At 61.2% G+C, this 16,180-nt stretch carries 15 protein-coding genes; 7 read left to right on the top strand and 8 right to left on the bottom strand.

Features of this window, described 5'->3' with window-relative positions:
- The first annotated feature begins 47 nt into the window (after positions 1-47).
- The gene (locus tag R1T45_RS12940; protein WP_317389254.1) at positions 48-995 is read left to right on the top strand and encodes a radical SAM protein; all 948 of its coding nucleotides are present in this window, start codon (positions 48-50) and stop codon (positions 993-995) included.
- Between the two features lie 32 nt (positions 996-1,027).
- On the opposite strand, the gene R1T45_RS12935 is transcribed toward R1T45_RS12940, so the two are convergent.
- Entirely contained in the window at positions 1,028-1,297 is a 270-nt protein-coding gene (locus R1T45_RS12935) for an usg protein (RefSeq protein WP_067623819.1), read from the bottom strand.
- Between the two features lie 190 nt (positions 1,298-1,487).
- Between R1T45_RS12935 and gyrA the strand changes: the two genes are divergently transcribed.
- On the top strand, positions 1,488-4,238 hold the full coding sequence (gene gyrA, locus R1T45_RS12930; RefSeq protein ID WP_317389253.1) for a DNA gyrase subunit A: 2,751 nt from the start codon (positions 1,488-1,490) through the stop codon (positions 4,236-4,238).
- 125 nt (positions 4,239-4,363) lie between these two features.
- Here gyrA and R1T45_RS12925 read toward each other — a convergent pair whose 3' ends face one another.
- The 4 genes from R1T45_RS12925 to R1T45_RS12910 form a co-directional block, all read right to left on the bottom strand.
- Entirely contained in the window at positions 4,364-4,696 is a 333-nt protein-coding gene (locus R1T45_RS12925; RefSeq protein ID WP_132443330.1) for a hypothetical protein, read from the bottom strand.
- 162 nt (positions 4,697-4,858) lie between these two features.
- Entirely contained in the window at positions 4,859-6,340 is a 1,482-nt protein-coding gene (locus tag R1T45_RS12920) for a carboxypeptidase M32 (RefSeq protein WP_317389252.1), read from the bottom strand.
- 3 nt (positions 6,341-6,343) lie between these two features.
- Entirely contained in the window at positions 6,344-7,489 is a 1,146-nt protein-coding gene (ctaA, locus tag R1T45_RS12915) for a heme A synthase (RefSeq protein ID WP_317389251.1), read from the bottom strand.
- A 262-nt stretch (positions 7,490-7,751) separates the two neighbouring features.
- A complete protein-coding gene (locus R1T45_RS12910; RefSeq protein WP_300053427.1) occupies positions 7,752-8,516 on the bottom strand; it encodes an RNA methyltransferase in 765 nt (254 codons plus the stop codon).
- Between the two features lie 140 nt (positions 8,517-8,656).
- On the opposite strand from R1T45_RS12910, the gene R1T45_RS12905 reads away from it, so the two are divergent.
- On the top strand, positions 8,657-9,280 hold the full coding sequence (locus R1T45_RS12905) for a thiamine phosphate synthase (protein WP_317389250.1): 624 nt from the start codon (positions 8,657-8,659) through the stop codon (positions 9,278-9,280).
- A gap of 40 nt (positions 9,281-9,320) precedes the next feature.
- On the opposite strand, the gene R1T45_RS12900 is transcribed toward R1T45_RS12905, so the two are convergent.
- Complete coding sequence (locus R1T45_RS12900; RefSeq protein WP_317389249.1) at positions 9,321-10,466, bottom strand: HupE/UreJ family protein; 1,146 nt, start codon at positions 10,464-10,466, stop codon at positions 9,321-9,323.
- On the opposite strand from R1T45_RS12900, the gene R1T45_RS12895 reads away from it, so the two are divergent.
- The 4 genes from R1T45_RS12895 to R1T45_RS12880 all read left to right on the top strand — a co-directional run bounded on the left by R1T45_RS12895 (position 10,465) and on the right by R1T45_RS12880 (position 13,985).
- Positions 10,465-11,292: a DUF4198 domain-containing protein gene (locus R1T45_RS12895; protein WP_260009429.1), complete on the top strand. Its 828-nt coding sequence runs from the start codon at positions 10,465-10,467 to the stop codon at positions 11,290-11,292. The two genes, R1T45_RS12900 and R1T45_RS12895, sit on opposite strands and share 2 nt — an antisense overlap.
- Before the next feature lie 42 nt (positions 11,293-11,334).
- Positions 11,335-12,219, top strand: a complete 885-nt coding sequence (locus R1T45_RS12890) for a PfkB family carbohydrate kinase (RefSeq protein ID WP_067623801.1) — start codon at positions 11,335-11,337, stop codon at positions 12,217-12,219.
- Positions 12,216-13,148 carry a pseudouridine-5'-phosphate glycosidase gene (locus R1T45_RS12885; protein ID WP_317389248.1) on the top strand — a complete coding sequence of 311 codons (933 nt, stop codon included), beginning with the start codon at positions 12,216-12,218 and terminating at the stop codon, positions 13,146-13,148. Before R1T45_RS12890 ends, R1T45_RS12885 begins: the two co-directional genes overlap by 4 nt.
- 84 nt (positions 13,149-13,232) lie before the next feature.
- On the top strand, positions 13,233-13,985 hold the full coding sequence (locus tag R1T45_RS12880) for a DUF502 domain-containing protein (RefSeq protein WP_067262054.1): 753 nt from the start codon (positions 13,233-13,235) through the stop codon (positions 13,983-13,985).
- Here the strand turns inward: R1T45_RS12880 and R1T45_RS12875 are convergent.
- Both R1T45_RS12875 and R1T45_RS12870 read right to left on the bottom strand, forming a co-directional pair.
- Positions 13,965-14,999: a patatin-like phospholipase family protein gene (locus tag R1T45_RS12875; RefSeq protein WP_317389247.1), complete on the bottom strand. Its 1,035-nt coding sequence runs from the start codon at positions 14,997-14,999 to the stop codon at positions 13,965-13,967. The two genes, R1T45_RS12880 and R1T45_RS12875, sit on opposite strands and share 21 nt — an antisense overlap.
- Before the next feature lie 5 nt (positions 15,000-15,004).
- Positions 15,005-15,790: a 3-hydroxybutyrate dehydrogenase gene (locus R1T45_RS12870; RefSeq protein ID WP_120351163.1), complete on the bottom strand. Its 786-nt coding sequence runs from the start codon at positions 15,788-15,790 to the stop codon at positions 15,005-15,007.
- Positions 15,791-16,180: the final 390 nt, after the last annotated feature.

The following is a 16,180-nucleotide window of genomic DNA, read 5'->3' as shown; positions in this document are numbered from 1 at the left end:
CTTACCACAACTGGATAGGAACACACGGGATCACGCAAGGACCAATCATGAAAGATATCGCGCAAGCAAACGAGGGCAAGTTCCAGAACCCGGCGGTGACCGCCAAGGGGGAACCACGCGCCACCGTCGCTCTGCGCGGCGCGGAGACGCTGTGGTTCAACACGGGCACCCTGTGCAATATCGAATGTGTGAACTGCTACATCGCCTCCAGCCCCAAGAATGACGCGCTGGTCTATATCACCGCCGAAGAGGTGCGCGACTACCTCGACCAGATCGTCGAGCGCGACTGGCCGGTGCGCGAAATCGCCTTTACCGGGGGCGAGCCCTTCATGAACCCGCAGATGATCGAGATCACCGAAACCTCACTGGCGCGCGGCTATGAGGTGTTGATCCTCACCAACGCTATGCGCCCGATGATGCGCAAATCGGTGCAAGACGGTCTGTTGCGGCTGCGCGATGCCTATCCCGGCAAGATGACCTTTCGTATCTCCGTCGATCACTACCGCCGCGATCTGCATGACGCGGAGCGCGGTGAAGGGGCTTTTGACAAGACGCTGCTGGGCATGGAATGGCTGCGCGACAATGGGTTCCGCATGGCCGTGGCCGGGCGCTCGATCTTTGCCGATAGCGATGCCGATAGCCGCGCGGGCTATGCCGCCTTTTACGCAGAGCACGGCTTTGACATCGACGCCCAAGACCCCGGCATGACCGTACTTTTCCCAGAGATGGACGAAACCGTTGAAGTTCCAGAGATTACCACCGCCTGCTGGGGCATCTTGGATATTTCGCCAAATGCGGTGATGTGCTCTTCCTCTCGTATGGTGGTCAAACGCAAAGGCGCTGAGAAGCCTGCCGTGCTGGCCTGCACCCTGCTGCCCTACGACCCGGAGTTCGAGCTTGGCACGACCTTGGCCGAGGCGGAGCGTGATGTGGCATTGAACCACCCGCACTGTGCAAAGTTCTGTGTCTTGGGCGGGGCGAGCTGTTCGGCCTGACGCCCCTGCCCTTTGGATGGCTGCCTTTTGGCTTAATGTAGCGTGAACTCGCCCACTTGGTTCTGCCACTCACCGGGACCGATCAGCTTGCGATGGGTGAAACGGACCGAATGCAGCGGCCCATCCAGTTCCGCGCGCCAGAATTCGACGAATTCGAACAGACGCGGATGGTCTGGCGCGATGTCGTAATCCTGCCAGATATAGCTGTTCAGCACATGACTATAGTCGGGCATATGATAAAAGAACTCTGCCGTGGTCAGCCCGTAACCTTTCAGCATCATTTCGGTTTCACTGCGGGGCATGTTGCGCCTCCTTTGCTGCCTCTGTATGACAAGTTTGCGCGGTGAGAATTACTTTTCAATGAAAACAGCATGTTGGCACTTGAGCTAGAGTGCTGCCAGTGCGTTTCGGCCACAGCCATTGCACCTGATATGCCCCGTCTGCTATAGAAAACCCCAAGATATAGAACCATAAAAATGGTGGGCAAGATACGTGACCGATACGCCGGATACCCCTGAAAACGCAGACAAAAAGCCCATCTTTCACGGGCCGTCGGTAACCATCGAACACGAAATGCGCACGTCCTATCTGGACTACGCGATGAGCGTGATCGTCAGCCGCGCGATTCCCGATCTGCGCGATGGCCTGAAACCGGTGCACCGCCGCATCCTTTATGCGATGCATGAGACCGGCAACACGCATGAAAAAGCCTACCGCAAATCTGCCCGCCCGGTGGGCGATGTCATGGGCCAGTACCACCCGCATGGCGATAGTGCGATTTATGATGCGCTGGTGCGGATGGCGCAGGATTTCTCCATGTCGCTGCCGCTCTTGGACGGTCAGGGCAACTTCGGCTCGATGGACGGGGATAACCCGGCGGCAATGCGCTACACCGAGGTGCGCATGGACAAGCCTGCCGCCTATCTTTTGGCGGACATAGACAAGGAAACCGTTGATTTCCAAGACAACTACGACGGCAAGCAGCAGGAACCGACTGTCCTGCCCGCGCGTTTTCCCAACATGCTGGTCAATGGCGCGGGCGGTATCGCCGTCGGTATGGCGACCAACATCCCGCCGCACAACCTTGGTGAGGTGATCGACGCTTGCCTCGCGCTGATTGACGATCCGGACCTCACCTCTGAACAGTTGATCGACTACGTCCCCGGCCCCGATTTCCCGACAGGCGGCATCATGCTGGGCCGTTCCGGCGCACGCAAAGCCTACCTTGAGGGGCGTGGCAGCGTGGTGATCCGCGCCAAGACGCGGGTCGAAGAAATCCGCAAAGACCGTTGGGCCATCGTCATCGACGAGATCCCCTATCAGGTCAACAAAGCCACGATGATCGAAAAGATCGCCGAACAGGTCCGCGATAAGAAGATTGACGGCATCGCCCACGTTCAAGACGAAAGCGACCGCAACGGCGTGCGCGTGGTGGTCGAGCTGAAACGCGACGCGACTGCCGAAGTCGTGATGAACCAGCTTTACCGATTCACGCCGATGCAAACCTATTTCGGCTGCAACATGCTGGCCCTGAACGGGGGCCGCCCCGAACAGCTGACGCTGCGCAAGTTCCTCAGCTACTTCATCGACTTCCGCGAGGAAGTTGTCGCCCGCCGCACCGCCTATCTGCTGCGCAAGGCACGTGAACGCAGCCACATCCTTTGTGGTTTGGCCGTGGCCGTCACCAACATCGACGAGGTTGTCGCCACCATCCGCGCCTCTGCCGACGCGGCCGAGGCACGCGAAAAGCTGATGACCCGTCGCTGGCCCGCCGAAGACATCTTGCCCTATATCGCGTTGATCGACGATCCGACCCATACCGCGAATGACGATGGCACCTATAACCTTTCCGAGGCGCAGGCCCGCGCAATTCTTGAACTGCGTCTGCAGCGCCTGACCCAGATCGGCGTCAAGGAAGTCACCGACGAGCTGGAAGAGTTGGCCGGTAAGATCAAGGAATACCTCGAAATTCTCGGCTCCCGTGAGCGCATCCTCGGCATCATCTCGGACGAGCTGCGCGAGGTGCGCGAGCAATTCGCCGTGCCGCGCCGGACAGAGATCGTCGACTGGTCGGGCGACATGGACGACGAAGACCTGATCGCGCGCGAGGATATGGTCGTGACCGTGACTTCCGGCGGCTACATCAAACGCACGCCGCTGGCCGACTTCCGCGCGCAGCGTCGGGGCGGCAAGGGTGTTTCGGGCATGCAGACCAAGGAAGAGGATGTTGTCACCAACCTATTCGTTGCCAATACCCATACGCAGCTTTTGTTCTTCACCACCGATGGCATGGTCTACAAGCTAAAGACATGGCGGCTGCCGCAGGGGGCCCGCACCGCCAAGGGCAAGGCCATCGTCAACATTCTGCCCATCCCCACCGGGGTCTCCATCGCCGCGATTATGCCCGTGGACCGGGATGAGAAGGATTGGGACGACCTACAGGTGATCTTTGCCACCTCCGCCGGGACCGTGCGGCGCAACAAGCTGTCGGATTTCACCAATGTGAAGTCCAACGGCAAGATCGCGATGAAGTTCGAAGGCGAACACGAGGGCACCACGCTGATCAACGCGCGCATCGCCTCGAACGACGATGACGTGATGCTGGTCACCGACGCAGGCCGGGCAATCCGCTTCCCGGCGACCGACGTGCGCGTCTTCAATTCGCGCAACTCCGTCGGCGTGCGCGGCATCCGTTTGGGCGAAGATGACAACCTCGTCTCCATGTCCGTGATCCGGCATTTCGAGGCTAGCTCGGAAGAACGTGTCGCCTATCTTAAACAGCGCCGCTTGATGGCCGGGCTGACCGATGACGACAGCAGCGACGACGAGGAAGAGCAGGTACAAGCCGGGCAGCTCAGCACCGAACGCTATGCCGAAATGTCGGCAGCCGAAGATCTGATCCTGACGATCACCGCAAAGGGCGCGGGCAAGGTTTCCTCGGCTCATGATTACCCGGTCCGCGGCCGCGGCGGCATGGGTGTGACTGCTTGGACCAAGGCCATGGCCCATGGCCCTATCGTCGCCTGTTTCCCGGTGGAAATGTCCGATCAGGTGATGCTTGCAACCTCCAAAGGCCAGTCGATCCGCGTCCCGGTTGAGGGGATTTCTTTCCGCTCGCGCAGTGCAGGCGGCGTGAAGGTGTTCAGCACTGGCAAAAACGAGGAAGTCGTCAGCGTCGCTTGGATCGCCGATCAGGGCAACGAAGAAGACGAAGCCGAAGAAGGAAGCAGCGCCGCCGAATAATCGGCGGCCGCTCCGCCCCCTGCGCAAAACGTGGGGGGCGTTTTTTTTCGACAGACTATCCAGCAATAAAAAAACCCCCGCGCTATCAGCGCGGGGGTTTTTCCATCTTAAGCTTTCGTTAAGACTTAGTTGGTAGTCGTTGTTGTAGTCGAAGAGGACGAGCCCGACGCAATCGCAATCAGGACCAGAGCCGCACCAGCTGCAGCAGCGCCGCCACCCAGGCCAGCGCCCGCTTCGAAGAGACCAGCGCCATCAGCACGAACGCAAACACGCGCGGTGTTGCCGTCAACTGTTACTGGGTTCGGCTTACAGTTGTAGATGATGCCGTTAGCGCCCTGAACCTGAAGCGAATAGACGCTATCGTCCGATGCGCCAAGAACAGCTGCCTGTGTTGTCGTCTGGGCGAAAGCAGCACCCGAAAGAGCGATAGTCGCCGCCACCGTTGCAAGAATTTTCACGTCTAGGTACTCCTGTATCTCGTCAAATTTTAAACTCACTGCACCATCGCATATAAACGTGGGCAGCGCAAAGGCGAAATGTTAAGGCATAGTTAAGAACCAAAGCAGTGCCCGCTGTTTAAGCAACCCCGTCAACGCTCAATTGTTCCCGGTCTTGCATGCTTAAATATTGTACAAATCTTTGAACTTATTCTCCAGATAAGTCAGCAAAGGCGCCTCCGTCGGCGACTTTCCGCAAGCCCGCGCGATCACCTCTCGCGGCCCGTAGAGCCCGCCGTGCTGCTGCACCTTCTCGCGAAGCCATGCAGTGGCCGCGCTTGTATCTCCTCTTGCCAAGGCGTCATCAAGGTCAGGTACCGATTTCCGCAGCGCCTCATGAAGGCATCCCGCATAGACATTGCCGAGGCTGTAGGTTGGGAAATACCCCAATAGTCCGACGGACCAATGGACATCCTGCAAGACCCCGTTTGAGGGACGGTCAACCGCGTAGCCGAAATCGGCCTCGAACCGATCGTTCCATGCGGCCTCCAACCCGTCGACCTGCAGATCGCCCGACATCAGCGCCCGTTCAAGGTCGAACCGCAGCAGGACGTGAAGGTTATATTGCAGCTCGTCAGCCTCGGTCCGGATGAAGCCATCCGACACGCGGTTGACGATTCTGTAAAATGTCTCGGCATCCGGCACGCCAAAGTCGCCGTAGACAGCCGTCATCTCGCCATAGAGCCATCCGGTTAAGGCGCGGCTGCGGCCAATTTGATTCTCATAGATTCGGCTTTGGCTTTCATGCACCCCCATCGACACGCCCCGCCCTAGTGGGGTCAGCAGGTAGGCGCTGTCGATTCCCTGTTCGTAGGCGGCGTGGCCAACCTCATGCACGGTGGAGTAAAAGCAGTTGAACGGGTCAAGCGCATTGGTCCTTGTGGTGATCCGGACGTCCAAACCCGAGCCCGATGAGAAAGGATGCACCGCCTTGTCGATCCGCCCGGTGGCCAGATCATAGCCAAAGCGCCGCGCCAGTTTGGCCGTCAGGGTCATCTGCGCCGCTTCGTCGAAAACCCCTTCAAGCACCGGCGGCGCTTCGGCCTCCCGCACGGCGGCGCGCAGTTCGGACAACTTTGGGCGCAGCGCGCCGAACATGGCTTCGAGGTCCGCCGCCGTGGTGCCGGGCTCATAGTCTTCTAGCATCGCGTCGTAGATACCGATATCGCGCCCCTCGGCCAGCGCGGCCCCCTCTTCCCGTTTGAGGGCGATCACTTCTTTCAAGGTCGGGGCGAAGGCCGCGAAATCGTCGGCGGCACGGGCCTCGGCCCATGTGCCTTGGGCGGCGGAGGTGACGCGGGCGATCCGCGCCGCCAGATCGGCGGGGACACGGGTCGCACGGTCAAAATCGCGTTTGATGTGGCGCAGATTGGCCTGACCCACCGCGTCCAGACCCGCCGTTTCGATACGGCCCAGCCAATCGGCGATACGCGGGTCGATCCGGCGGGCGTGCAGCACGCTTTCCATCGCCGCCATCTCCTCGCCCCGCTGGGGCGCGGCGCCGCGGGGCATGACCGTTTCTTGGTCCCAGCCGAGCCGCCCCGCGACCTGCGCCAGCGCTTCTGTCTCGCGCTGAAAGGCCATCAAATCGTCATATGCAGTCATGTCTCAGCCTCTCAGCGATGTGGCGACGGGATAGGCCGCAAGGAAACGCGCCCGCAGGATCAACACCCAGAGCAGAACGGCCAACGCCTGATGTGCTAGCGCCAGATGCACCGGCGCGGCATAGAGCACCGTGGTGATGCCCAGAACCACCTGCAAGGCCAGCGCCGCCATCACCGCATTAAACGCAAAGCGCGTGCGTGCATGGGCCGAACGGCGACCGCGCAGCCAGACGACCACACCGAATGCAAAGAGCAGATAGCCCGCCATCCGGTGCATGAATTGCACCAGCCCGGGATTTTCAAAGAAGTTGCGCCATGTGGGCGTGATATCGAAAGCCTCTGGCGGGAAGAACTGCCCCTGCATCAGCGGCCAATCGACGAAGTAGCGGCCTGCGTCAATCCCAGCCACCAGCGCGCCCAGCAGGATTTGCAGCGCTGCAAAATGCAACAAGCCGGTGGCCATGCCGAACTGCTTGGCCTCCTTGGCGCGGCGGGCCTGAATCAGGTCGCGTTCGCTGCGGCCCAGCAAGAGCACATACCATGTGATAAATCCAAGGATGACAAAGGCGAGGCCGAGATGGGTCGCCAAACGGTAAGAGGCCACATCCGTCACCCCCTGCCCGCTGGTCACGCCTGAGGCGACCATCCACCAGCCAATCGCCCCCTGCGCGCCGCCCAATGCACCGATGAAAAGCAGGCGCTTGTTCCAGCCCACAGGAATTTGGCGCCGAAGCAGGAAGTAGAGAAAGCCCAAAACCCAGACGAGGCCAATCACCCGGCCAAGTTGCCGATGCCCCCACTCCCACCAATAGATGCTTTTGAAATCAGAGAGTTCCATCCAAGAGTTCTGGACCTGAAACTCGTCGATCTGCTTGTATTTATTGAACTCAGACTGCCAGTCGGCCTCAGTCATCGGTGGCAGGGCACCGGTTACGGGGCGCCATTCGGTGATGCTGAGCCCAGAGTCGGTCAGCCGCGTCAGCCCGCCCACGGCGATCATGACAAAGACCAGCGCGAAGAGGATCATCAGCCAAATCCGGATCGGGCCGCGTGCGCCGCCACGGCCCTTGTCGATGCCGCCGGTTTGCACCGGGGCACGGCTGGGTTGGTCGGTGCCGACCTCTTCGAAAAGTTTGCGTTTTTCCGCCATGGCGCGCCTCATTTTCCGTTTGGATGCAGTGGTATGCCATGGGCGGGGAAAGGTCTAGCGGGGTGAGTTATGTTGCCGCATGTGCCGAGGGCCATCGCCTGCCCGAGGGGTGGCGAACCGACGGGTCCCGTCATGCCGCTTTATGGTTCAAGCTTGGTGCATCTAATCTAAGGCGCGGCACATTTTGGCAAAATCGCCTCCCCGTGGGGCGGGCAGGCGATGGCCCGGCGCCTGTGGCCTGATTCCGGGCCGGGGGCTTCGCTCAGCCCTTCTCTTTCCACCGGACCATTTGCCGCAGGATGCCATGCAACATCTGCACATCCGCTCGGGTCAGCGGCATCCGCGACCACATGTTGCGCAGGTTCAGCTTCATCGACGCCGTTTTGTGCTCGGGGTAGAAGAAACCTGCCTCTTCCAACCGTTCCTCGTAATGCCGCGCCAGATGGTCAACCTCGGCCCCTTTGGCCCAGTCGGTGCCCGCCATCTCGGTCACCTCATGCGTCACTTCGCCCTGTGCGCGCATCCATTCATAGGACATCAAAAGCACACATTGCGCGAGGTTGAGCGAGGCGAATTTCGGGTTCACCGGAACCGAGACGATGGCGTTTGCCTGCGCGATATCCTCATTCTCAAGCCCGGCCCGCTCTGGCCCAAAAAGCACCGCAACCCGTTGGCCCGCCGCGATCTTTTCCGCGGCCAGCCGCATCGCCGCTTCGGGGCTGTAGACCGGCTTGGTCAGGTCGCGGCCGCGCGCGGTGGTGGCAAAGGTAAAATCGCAATCGCTGAGCGCGCCCGGCAGATCGTCGCAATGCTGCGCCTCATCCAACAGCCGCCCTGCGCCCGAGGCCATGGCCACGGCAGATTGGCTAGGCCAGCCGTCGCGCGGGGCCACGACGCGCATGTGATCAAGGCCGAAATTCCACATCGCGCGCGCCGCGGCGCCGATGTTCTCGCCCATCTGTGGGCGGACAAGCACGATGGCCGGGATCGGCGCAGGCTGGACGGAGGAGGATGTTGTCTGGGTCATGCGCGCCTCATAGCTCCTGCGCCGCACCACCGCAAGAAAGCCCGCGCCACAGACGCATATCCGTTTTCATTTGCAGCGCCTTGCGCTAGTCAGACCTCCAGACCCGAGCAGGGCCCCAGACCCGATTAAGGACAATGACCATGGACGCGCCAGAACAGCCGCAGATTTACCTTATCACCCCACCCGAAGTTGAGCTGAGCCAATTCCCCGCGCAACTGGCCGCCGTGCTGGACGCGCATCCGGTCGCCTGTGTGCGGATGGCGCTATCAACCCGCGACGAAGACCGTCTGTCGCGCGCAGGTGACGCGCTGCGCGAAGTGACCCATGCGCGCGATGTGGCCTTGGTGATCTCGGATCACCTGCTGATGGTCGAAAAGCTCGGCCTTGACGGGGTACACCTGAGCGATGCCGCGCGCACCGTGCGCCATGCCCGCAAAGAACTGGGCGAAGATGCGATCGTCGGTTCTTTCTGCGGCACATCGCGGCACGAAGGGATGGCCGCTGGCGAAGCCGGGGCCGATTACGTCAGCTTTGGCCCCACCCAAGCCAGCACGCTTGGCGACGGAAGCTTTGCCGAAGCCGAATTGTTTCAATGGTGGTCCGAAGTGATCGAAGTGCCCGTCGTCGCCGAGGGCGCGCTGAACATCAACATGATCCGCGCCCTTGCCCCCCGGACCGACTTTTTCGGCATCGGGACCGAGATTTGGGACAAGGACGATCCGGTGGCCGAACTCGCCACCCTGATCGCCGCCATGCAGGGCTAAGCGGCCCTTGGGGCAGCCCGGTTAAGGGCTGCCCGCGTGCTTACAGAAATACCCGTTCGATGAACCAATAGGCCCCGACCGCCGCGATGACGCAGGAGGCGGGCACCGCGATGGCCCGGCGATACCAATTGCGCTTCATCGCCCAGCCGACCAGCACGAAGGCGATGGCGATCACCGCAAGCTGGCCCAGTTCCACCCCAATATTAAAGCCAATAAGCGCCGGGACGAATTGCCCCGCAGGCAGGCCAAAGTCCCCCAGCACCGAGGCAAAGCCGAGCCCGTGCAGCAGGCCGAAGCCAAAGATCACCAAGGGCCGCCAACGGTTCAGCGCGGAATGAAAGATATTTTCGACCGCGACATAGGTGATCGACGCGGCGATCAGCGGCTCGACGATGGCACCGGGCACGTTGACCCAGCCCAGAGCACCAAGCGCAAGCGTGACCGTATGGGCCAGCGTAAAGGCGGTAACCTGCCAGATCAAAGGGCGCAGACGGGTCGACAGGAAGAACAGGCCCAAAACGAAAAGGATATGATCCAACCCTTTGGGCAGGATGTGGTCGAAACCGACCGGGATATAGCTGACGAAGGCTTGCCAACCGCTTTGCGCATCGCCGCCCGAGAGCGCGATCTCGGGGCTCGTCTCGCCGCCCGCCAGATAGCCGGTATAGGGGTCTTCCACCCCCTGCTGGCGCAGGACCAATGCGCCCGCGCCATCGGGCCAGGTCACCTGCACCTGCTCGGCTCCTGCGGGCACTGCCGCCTCCAGCCGCCAAAGACTGTCGCGCGGCAGTTCGGCGTCGATCCCCTCGGGCACCTCGATCATCACACTTTCCAAAGGCACGGCCGCGCCATTCACGCTGAGCAATGGCAGGCTGTTCCAGTTCGGCAAAAGCTCGGGCGCACGGGCCGCGATACGCGCGGCGGGCAGGCTGCGCAGCGCATCGTAATCGCCTGCATTCTCGGCATTGTCGGTGTCTTCGACAGTGTCGAGGTCGATCCCCGCCAGCAGGGCTTCGAGGTTAATCTCAAGCGCCAGCACCGCGCGCCCTTCGGCGACGGTCAGGTCCGCGATTGTCGGTTTGACCTCATGCGCCTGTACCGCCGCACCCATGGAAAATACCAACGCGCTTGACATTAGCCCAAGCAATGCCAGCTTGGTTCTTAACAAAATGAAAGTTCGCTTCATGAAACTGTCCCAGTTGTCCGCTATTATTTTCAGTATCTTACCGGCATTACCTGCCGTTGCCCATGAATACTGGCTGTCGCCGCTGAACTATCAAGTGGAAAGCGGTGAAAAGATCGCAGCCCATTTTCGCAATGGCGAAGAGTTTGTCGGATCGACCTTTCCCTATCTCCCCAACCGGCTCAATCGTTTTGAGATCGTGGTAGAGGGACAGGCCTATAATCTCTCTCCCCGTGCGGGCGACAACCCGGCACTGCAGGTCCCCGCACCGGGCCGGGATGGTCTGGTCGTTGTACTGGCCGAAACCACCCCCTCAAAGGTGATCTATGAGGAATGGGAGAAGTTCCTCTCATTTGCGGAACACAAAGATTTCCCAAAAGCCGAAGCCGATCACAGCGCCAACGGCTGGTCGCAGGAAAAAGTCGTGGAGAGCTATACACGCCACGTCAAAACCCTGATCGCCACAGGTACGGGCGTTGGAGACGACGCCCCCACCGGCATGACCACCGAGTTTGTCGCCCTGACGAATCCCTATGACGCGGATTTTGACGGTCAGATGAAAGTCGCGCTTTTCTATCAGGATGAACCCCGCGCCGATGCCCAGATTGAGGTATTCGACCGCGCGCCGGATGACAGCGTGACCATCTCGCTCCACCGCACCGACGCGGCGGGCGAAGCGGTTATTCCAGTCACCGCAGGCCACGAATACCTCTTTGACGCCGTGGTGCTGCGCCCGGCAGCAGCGGCGCAAACGGGTGCCGGATACGATCCAGATCAGCCGGTCTGGGAAACGCTCTGGGCGGCGCTGACATTTGCGGTGCCACAATAACGCCGCTTGCGCGTGGGCAGATTTGGCGGCTAGAAGCGCCGCATGACAAAGACAGCTGACATCCTGTGCATTGGCTCCGTCCTTTGGGACGTGATCGGCCGCTCTGAAAACGCCATGCGCCAAGGCTCTGACATGCCGGGGCGCATCACCCGTTTGCCGGGCGGCGTGGCGCTGAACATCGGCATGGCCCTTGCGCGCTTTGGGCTGACGCCCGCGCTGCTGTCCGCCGTGGGCCGCGATGCGGAGGGGGATGAGCTGATCGCCGCCTGCGCCCTGCGCGGATTGATCACCGATCACGTCTACCGCTCAGACGACCTGCCGACCGACCGCTATATGGCCGTCGAAGGGTCCAACGGGTTGATTGCCGCGATTGCCGATGCCCATTCGCTGGAAGCTGCGGGGGATAAAATTCTGCGCCCGCTGGAGGATGGCAGCCTGCCCGCCCCTTACGAAGGCGCCGTGGCGCTGGATGGCAACCTCACCGTCGAATTGCTCGCCCGGATGGCGCAGAGCCCGCTGTTGGCAAAGGCCGATCTGCGCGTGGCCCCCGCCTCTCCCGGCAAGGCACTGCGGCTGACGCCTTTCCTCAAAGCGGGGCGCGGCACGCTTTATGTAAACCTCGAAGAAGCCGGGCTGCTGTGTCAGGCCAGCTTTGACGATTCCCCCTCCGCCGCCCGCGCTCTGCTGGCCCGCGGCGCGCGTCGTGCCGTGGTGACAGACGGCGGCAACCCCGCCACCGTGGGTCAAGGCGATGATATCATCACCCTCACCCCGCCCTCGGTCCATGTGGCCCGCGTGACGGGCGCAGGCGACACATTCATGGCCGCCCATGTGGCTGCCGAACTTGGCGGTGCCGTCGCGCAACCCGCCCTCAAGGCCGCACTTGACGCTGCTGCCCTTTACGTTTCCGGAGAGACCAAGATATGACCACCGCCCCTTCCGCCCTGCCCCTGACCTTCAGCGCCGAAGTGGCCAAGGCCCGCGAAAGCGGCGCACCGATCGTGGCGTTGGAAAGCACCATCATCACCCATGGCATGCCCTATCCGCAAAACCTCGAAGTGGCGCGGCAGGTTGAGCAGGACATCCGCGATGCCGAGGCCGTGCCTGCAACCATCGCCGTGATCCGTGGCGCGTTGCACATCGGTTTGGACGACGACCAGCTTAGCGATCTGGCGCAGGCCAAAGACGTGGCGAAACTTTCGCGCGCTGACATGGCCGTCTGCATCGCGTCGGGCGGCACAGGCGCCACCACTGTCGCCGCCACCATGATCGCCGCCAATCTTGCGGGCATCGAAGTCTTCGCCACCGGCGGCATCGGCGGCGTGCACAAAGGCGCGGAAGACAGCTTTGACATCTCCGCCGACCTGATGGAATTGGCGCAGACCCCCGTCACCGTGATCGCCGCGGGTGCCAAAGCCATTCTGGACGTCCCGAAAACGCTGGAAGTACTTGAGACCCAAGGCGTGCCGGTCATCACCGTGGGGCAAGACAGCTTCCCCGCCTTCTGGAGCGCAGGCTCCGATTTGCAATCGCCGTTGCGCCTTGACGATGCCGCAGCCCTTGCCAAAGCCCACCGCACCCGCGCCGCCATGGGGCTGCCCGGCGGGCAGCTTGTGGCCAATCCGATCCCCGCGGATGAGGAGATTCCTGCCGCCGAACTGGCCCCGATCATCGCGCAGGCCCAGTCCGAGGCCGATGCGCAGGGTGTCAGCGGCAAGGGCGTGACCCCCTTCCTGCTGCAGCGTATTTTCGAACTGACCGAAGGCCGTTCGCTCACCGCCAATATCGCATTGGTGCGCAACAATGCCCGGCTGGGGGCCAAGATCGCCGCAAACCTCGTCAACCTGCCGCGTTAAAGGCGAAAAACACCGTCGAGCCATTGCCGGGCCGGGGCATACGCCTTAGCTATGTTGCGATTAACTCTTCGGAAAACGGCGCAGATGAACACACCTTTTGATCCCGACCCAACACAGGTCCGGCGCAGCCTTGTCGCAAGGCTGCGCGCGTCTTTCCTGACCGGGTTGGTTGTGATTGCGCCCGTTGGGCTGACCATCTGGCTGATCTGGAGCGTGGTCGGCTGGATCGACGGTTTCGTGCTGCCATTGGTGCCCAAAGCCTACCATCCTGACCGCCTACTCCAAGATTTCCTTGGCCTTGACCCGTCGATGCAATTCAACGTGCGCGGCCTTGGGGTGGTGATCTTTTTGATCTTCACCGTCATGGTGGGCTGGGCTGCGAAAGGGCTGATCGGGCGTTCGATGATCCGTTTTGCCGAAAGTCTGGTGGAACGCACCCCCGTGGTGCGGACGATCTACTCCGGCATCAAACAGATCTCCGAGACGATCTTTGCCCAGTCCGAGCGGAGCTTTGAGACCGCCTGCCTGATCGAATACCCCCGGCGCGGCATCTGGGCGCTTGGCTTTATCTCGACCGAAGCCAAGGGAGAGGTCTTGGCCCGCACAAATGCAGGGGGCGAGATGCTCTCGGTCTTTCTACCGACCACACCAAACCCGACCTCAGGCTTTCTGCTCTTCCTGCCGCGCGAAGATGTGATCGAGCTCGACATGAGTGTCGAAGACGCGGCGAAGCTGGTGATCTCTGCCGGGCTGGTCTACCCGCCGCGCCCCGGTGCCGATCTGCCCGAGGCGCTGGCGCTGTCAGACCCCGAAAACTCAGCCGAACATCGCGGGTAGATCGACGCTGCTGCGTTGGTTCAGATCATCAAAGTGGTCCGTCAAGAACTGATCCGCCGCCGCCACACCCGCCTCATGCAGCGCCCTGATCACGGCTGGGTTCGGCATCAGCTTGGTGGCCACCGAAAGCTGCGCCATTAGCGCGTCATCGGCGATCATATGCATGTGGACCCGCTTCATCCGCCCCTCTGGCAGGGTGCCATCCGCGATCAGGCGCTGGACGAAATCAATCGCCCGCATCTCTCGCAAGAGGCTGGAATTAAAGCTGATCTCATTGATACGGTTCTGGATTTGCTGGGGCGTTGTCGGCAGGTCTTCACGCTCTAGCGGGTTGATGTTCACCACCACGATGTCTTCGGGCAGGTCATCGCGGAACAGCGGAAACAGCGCCGGATTGCCGGTATAGCCACCGTCCCAAAACGCTTCGCGTTGGCCGGTCTGGGCATCGTCAATCTCAACCGCCTTAAAGATCGTCGGCAGACAAGCCGAGGCCAGCAGCGCGGCAGGGCCGATCTCATCTCCCTCGAACACCCTGATCTTGCCGTTGCGCACCCGTGTGGCGCAGACAAAGAAAAACGGCGGCTTATGCGCGCCCACCTTGCCATAGTCGAACCGCGCCACGACATCTTCGAGCGGATTGCGATAGAACGGGCCGTAGGCATAGGGCGACACAACCCGCGTCAGCGAGTCTGAGATCGCCATAGGCAGGGAATATTCCATCGCCTGACTGAGCTTATCCAGCCCAAAAGGCGCCAGCCAATGCGACAGCCGCAGGTCGGAAATGCCCGACACCTGCGTCCAGAGCCAATCAAGGTTCTCACGCGCGCCCTCGCGCCCGCCCGAGATCATGCCCGATTTCAGCGCCGCGCCATTCAGCGCCCCGGCAGACGTGCCGGAGATGCCGCAGATCTCAAGATCGTCCTGTTGCAACAGCCGATCCAACACCCCCCAAGTGAAAGCGCCATGCGCGCCGCCCCCTTGGAGGGCGAGGTTAATGCGTTTTTTGACCGCCACGGCGCTTACAACGCTGTCCAGCCGCCATCGACGCTGATGGTCGTGCCGGTGATCTGGGCCGCCGCGTCAGAGCAGAGAAACGTCGCCGTGCCGCCCATCTGCTCGACAGTGGCAAATTCACGCGAAGGCTGGCGCGTGAGCATGACCTGCTCGATCACCTCCTCGCGGCTCATGTCGTATTCCTTCATCGTGTCGGGGATCTGCTTCTCGACGATCGGGGTCAGCACATAACCCGGGCAAATCGCGTTGCAGGTGATCGGCTCTTTCGCCGTCTCCAGCGCCGTGGTCTTGCTGAGGCCGACAATCCCATGTTTTGCGGCGATATAGGCCGATTTATAGGGCGAGGCCGTCAAGCCATGCGCCGAGGCGATGTTGATCACCCGGCCCCACCCCGCCTTGCGCATCATCGGCAGTGCTTCGGCGGTGGTGTGAAAGGCCGACGACAGGTTAATCGCGATAATCGCATCCCATTTCTCGGCCGGAAACTCAGGGATCGGAGCCACGTGTTGGATGCCCGCATTGTTCACCAGGATGTCACAGGTCCCGGCTTCGGCGATCAAACGCCGACACTCCGCCCCCTTGGACATATCCGCCTTGATGTACCGGGCCGTTACGTTGCATTCCTCGGCCATCTGCTGCGCCAAAGCATGATCCGCTTCGTCATCGGTAAAAGAGTTCAACACGATATCGGCCCCGGCCCGCGCCAATTCCCAGGCGATGCCCAGTCCGATTCCAGAATTCGATCCGGTGATGACGGCTGTTTTGCCGGACAGGTCGATGGTGAAAGCCATGGCGCGTCTCCTTGTTCATGCTGCGACTGCATCATGTACTGCGGAGAGGGCAAAGGGAAAGGGTTTGCGCGCGAAACCGCCAAGGAAGGGAGGCGGCACGCAATAGGCCAAAAAAAACGCCCGCACGAGGCGGGCGTAAGTTATTGAGGCAGGTTTCATACAGGCAAGAAACCTATCGAGCAGTGACCTCTGTATACGCAATCTACGGCCACAATCCAAGCTAAAAGTTTGATAAGGCGGGAATCCGCGGGTATGGATTAACTCCAACAAAATAAGGGCAGATCGTGATTGTTTCAAAAATGAGCTGGGATTTTTTCTCGACAGCACGGGGCGTTGCGGCGCTTTCTTCACTGATTCTGCTCTCTGGCGCGGCTGGGGCGGCCCCTCAGC

Source organism: Sulfitobacter sp. LC.270.F.C4, from assembly GCF_032922545.1.
Classification (GTDB): Bacteria; Pseudomonadota; Alphaproteobacteria; order Rhodobacterales; family Rhodobacteraceae; genus Sulfitobacter; species Sulfitobacter profundi.
This window is presented reverse-complemented; position numbering and strand designations above follow the sequence as displayed.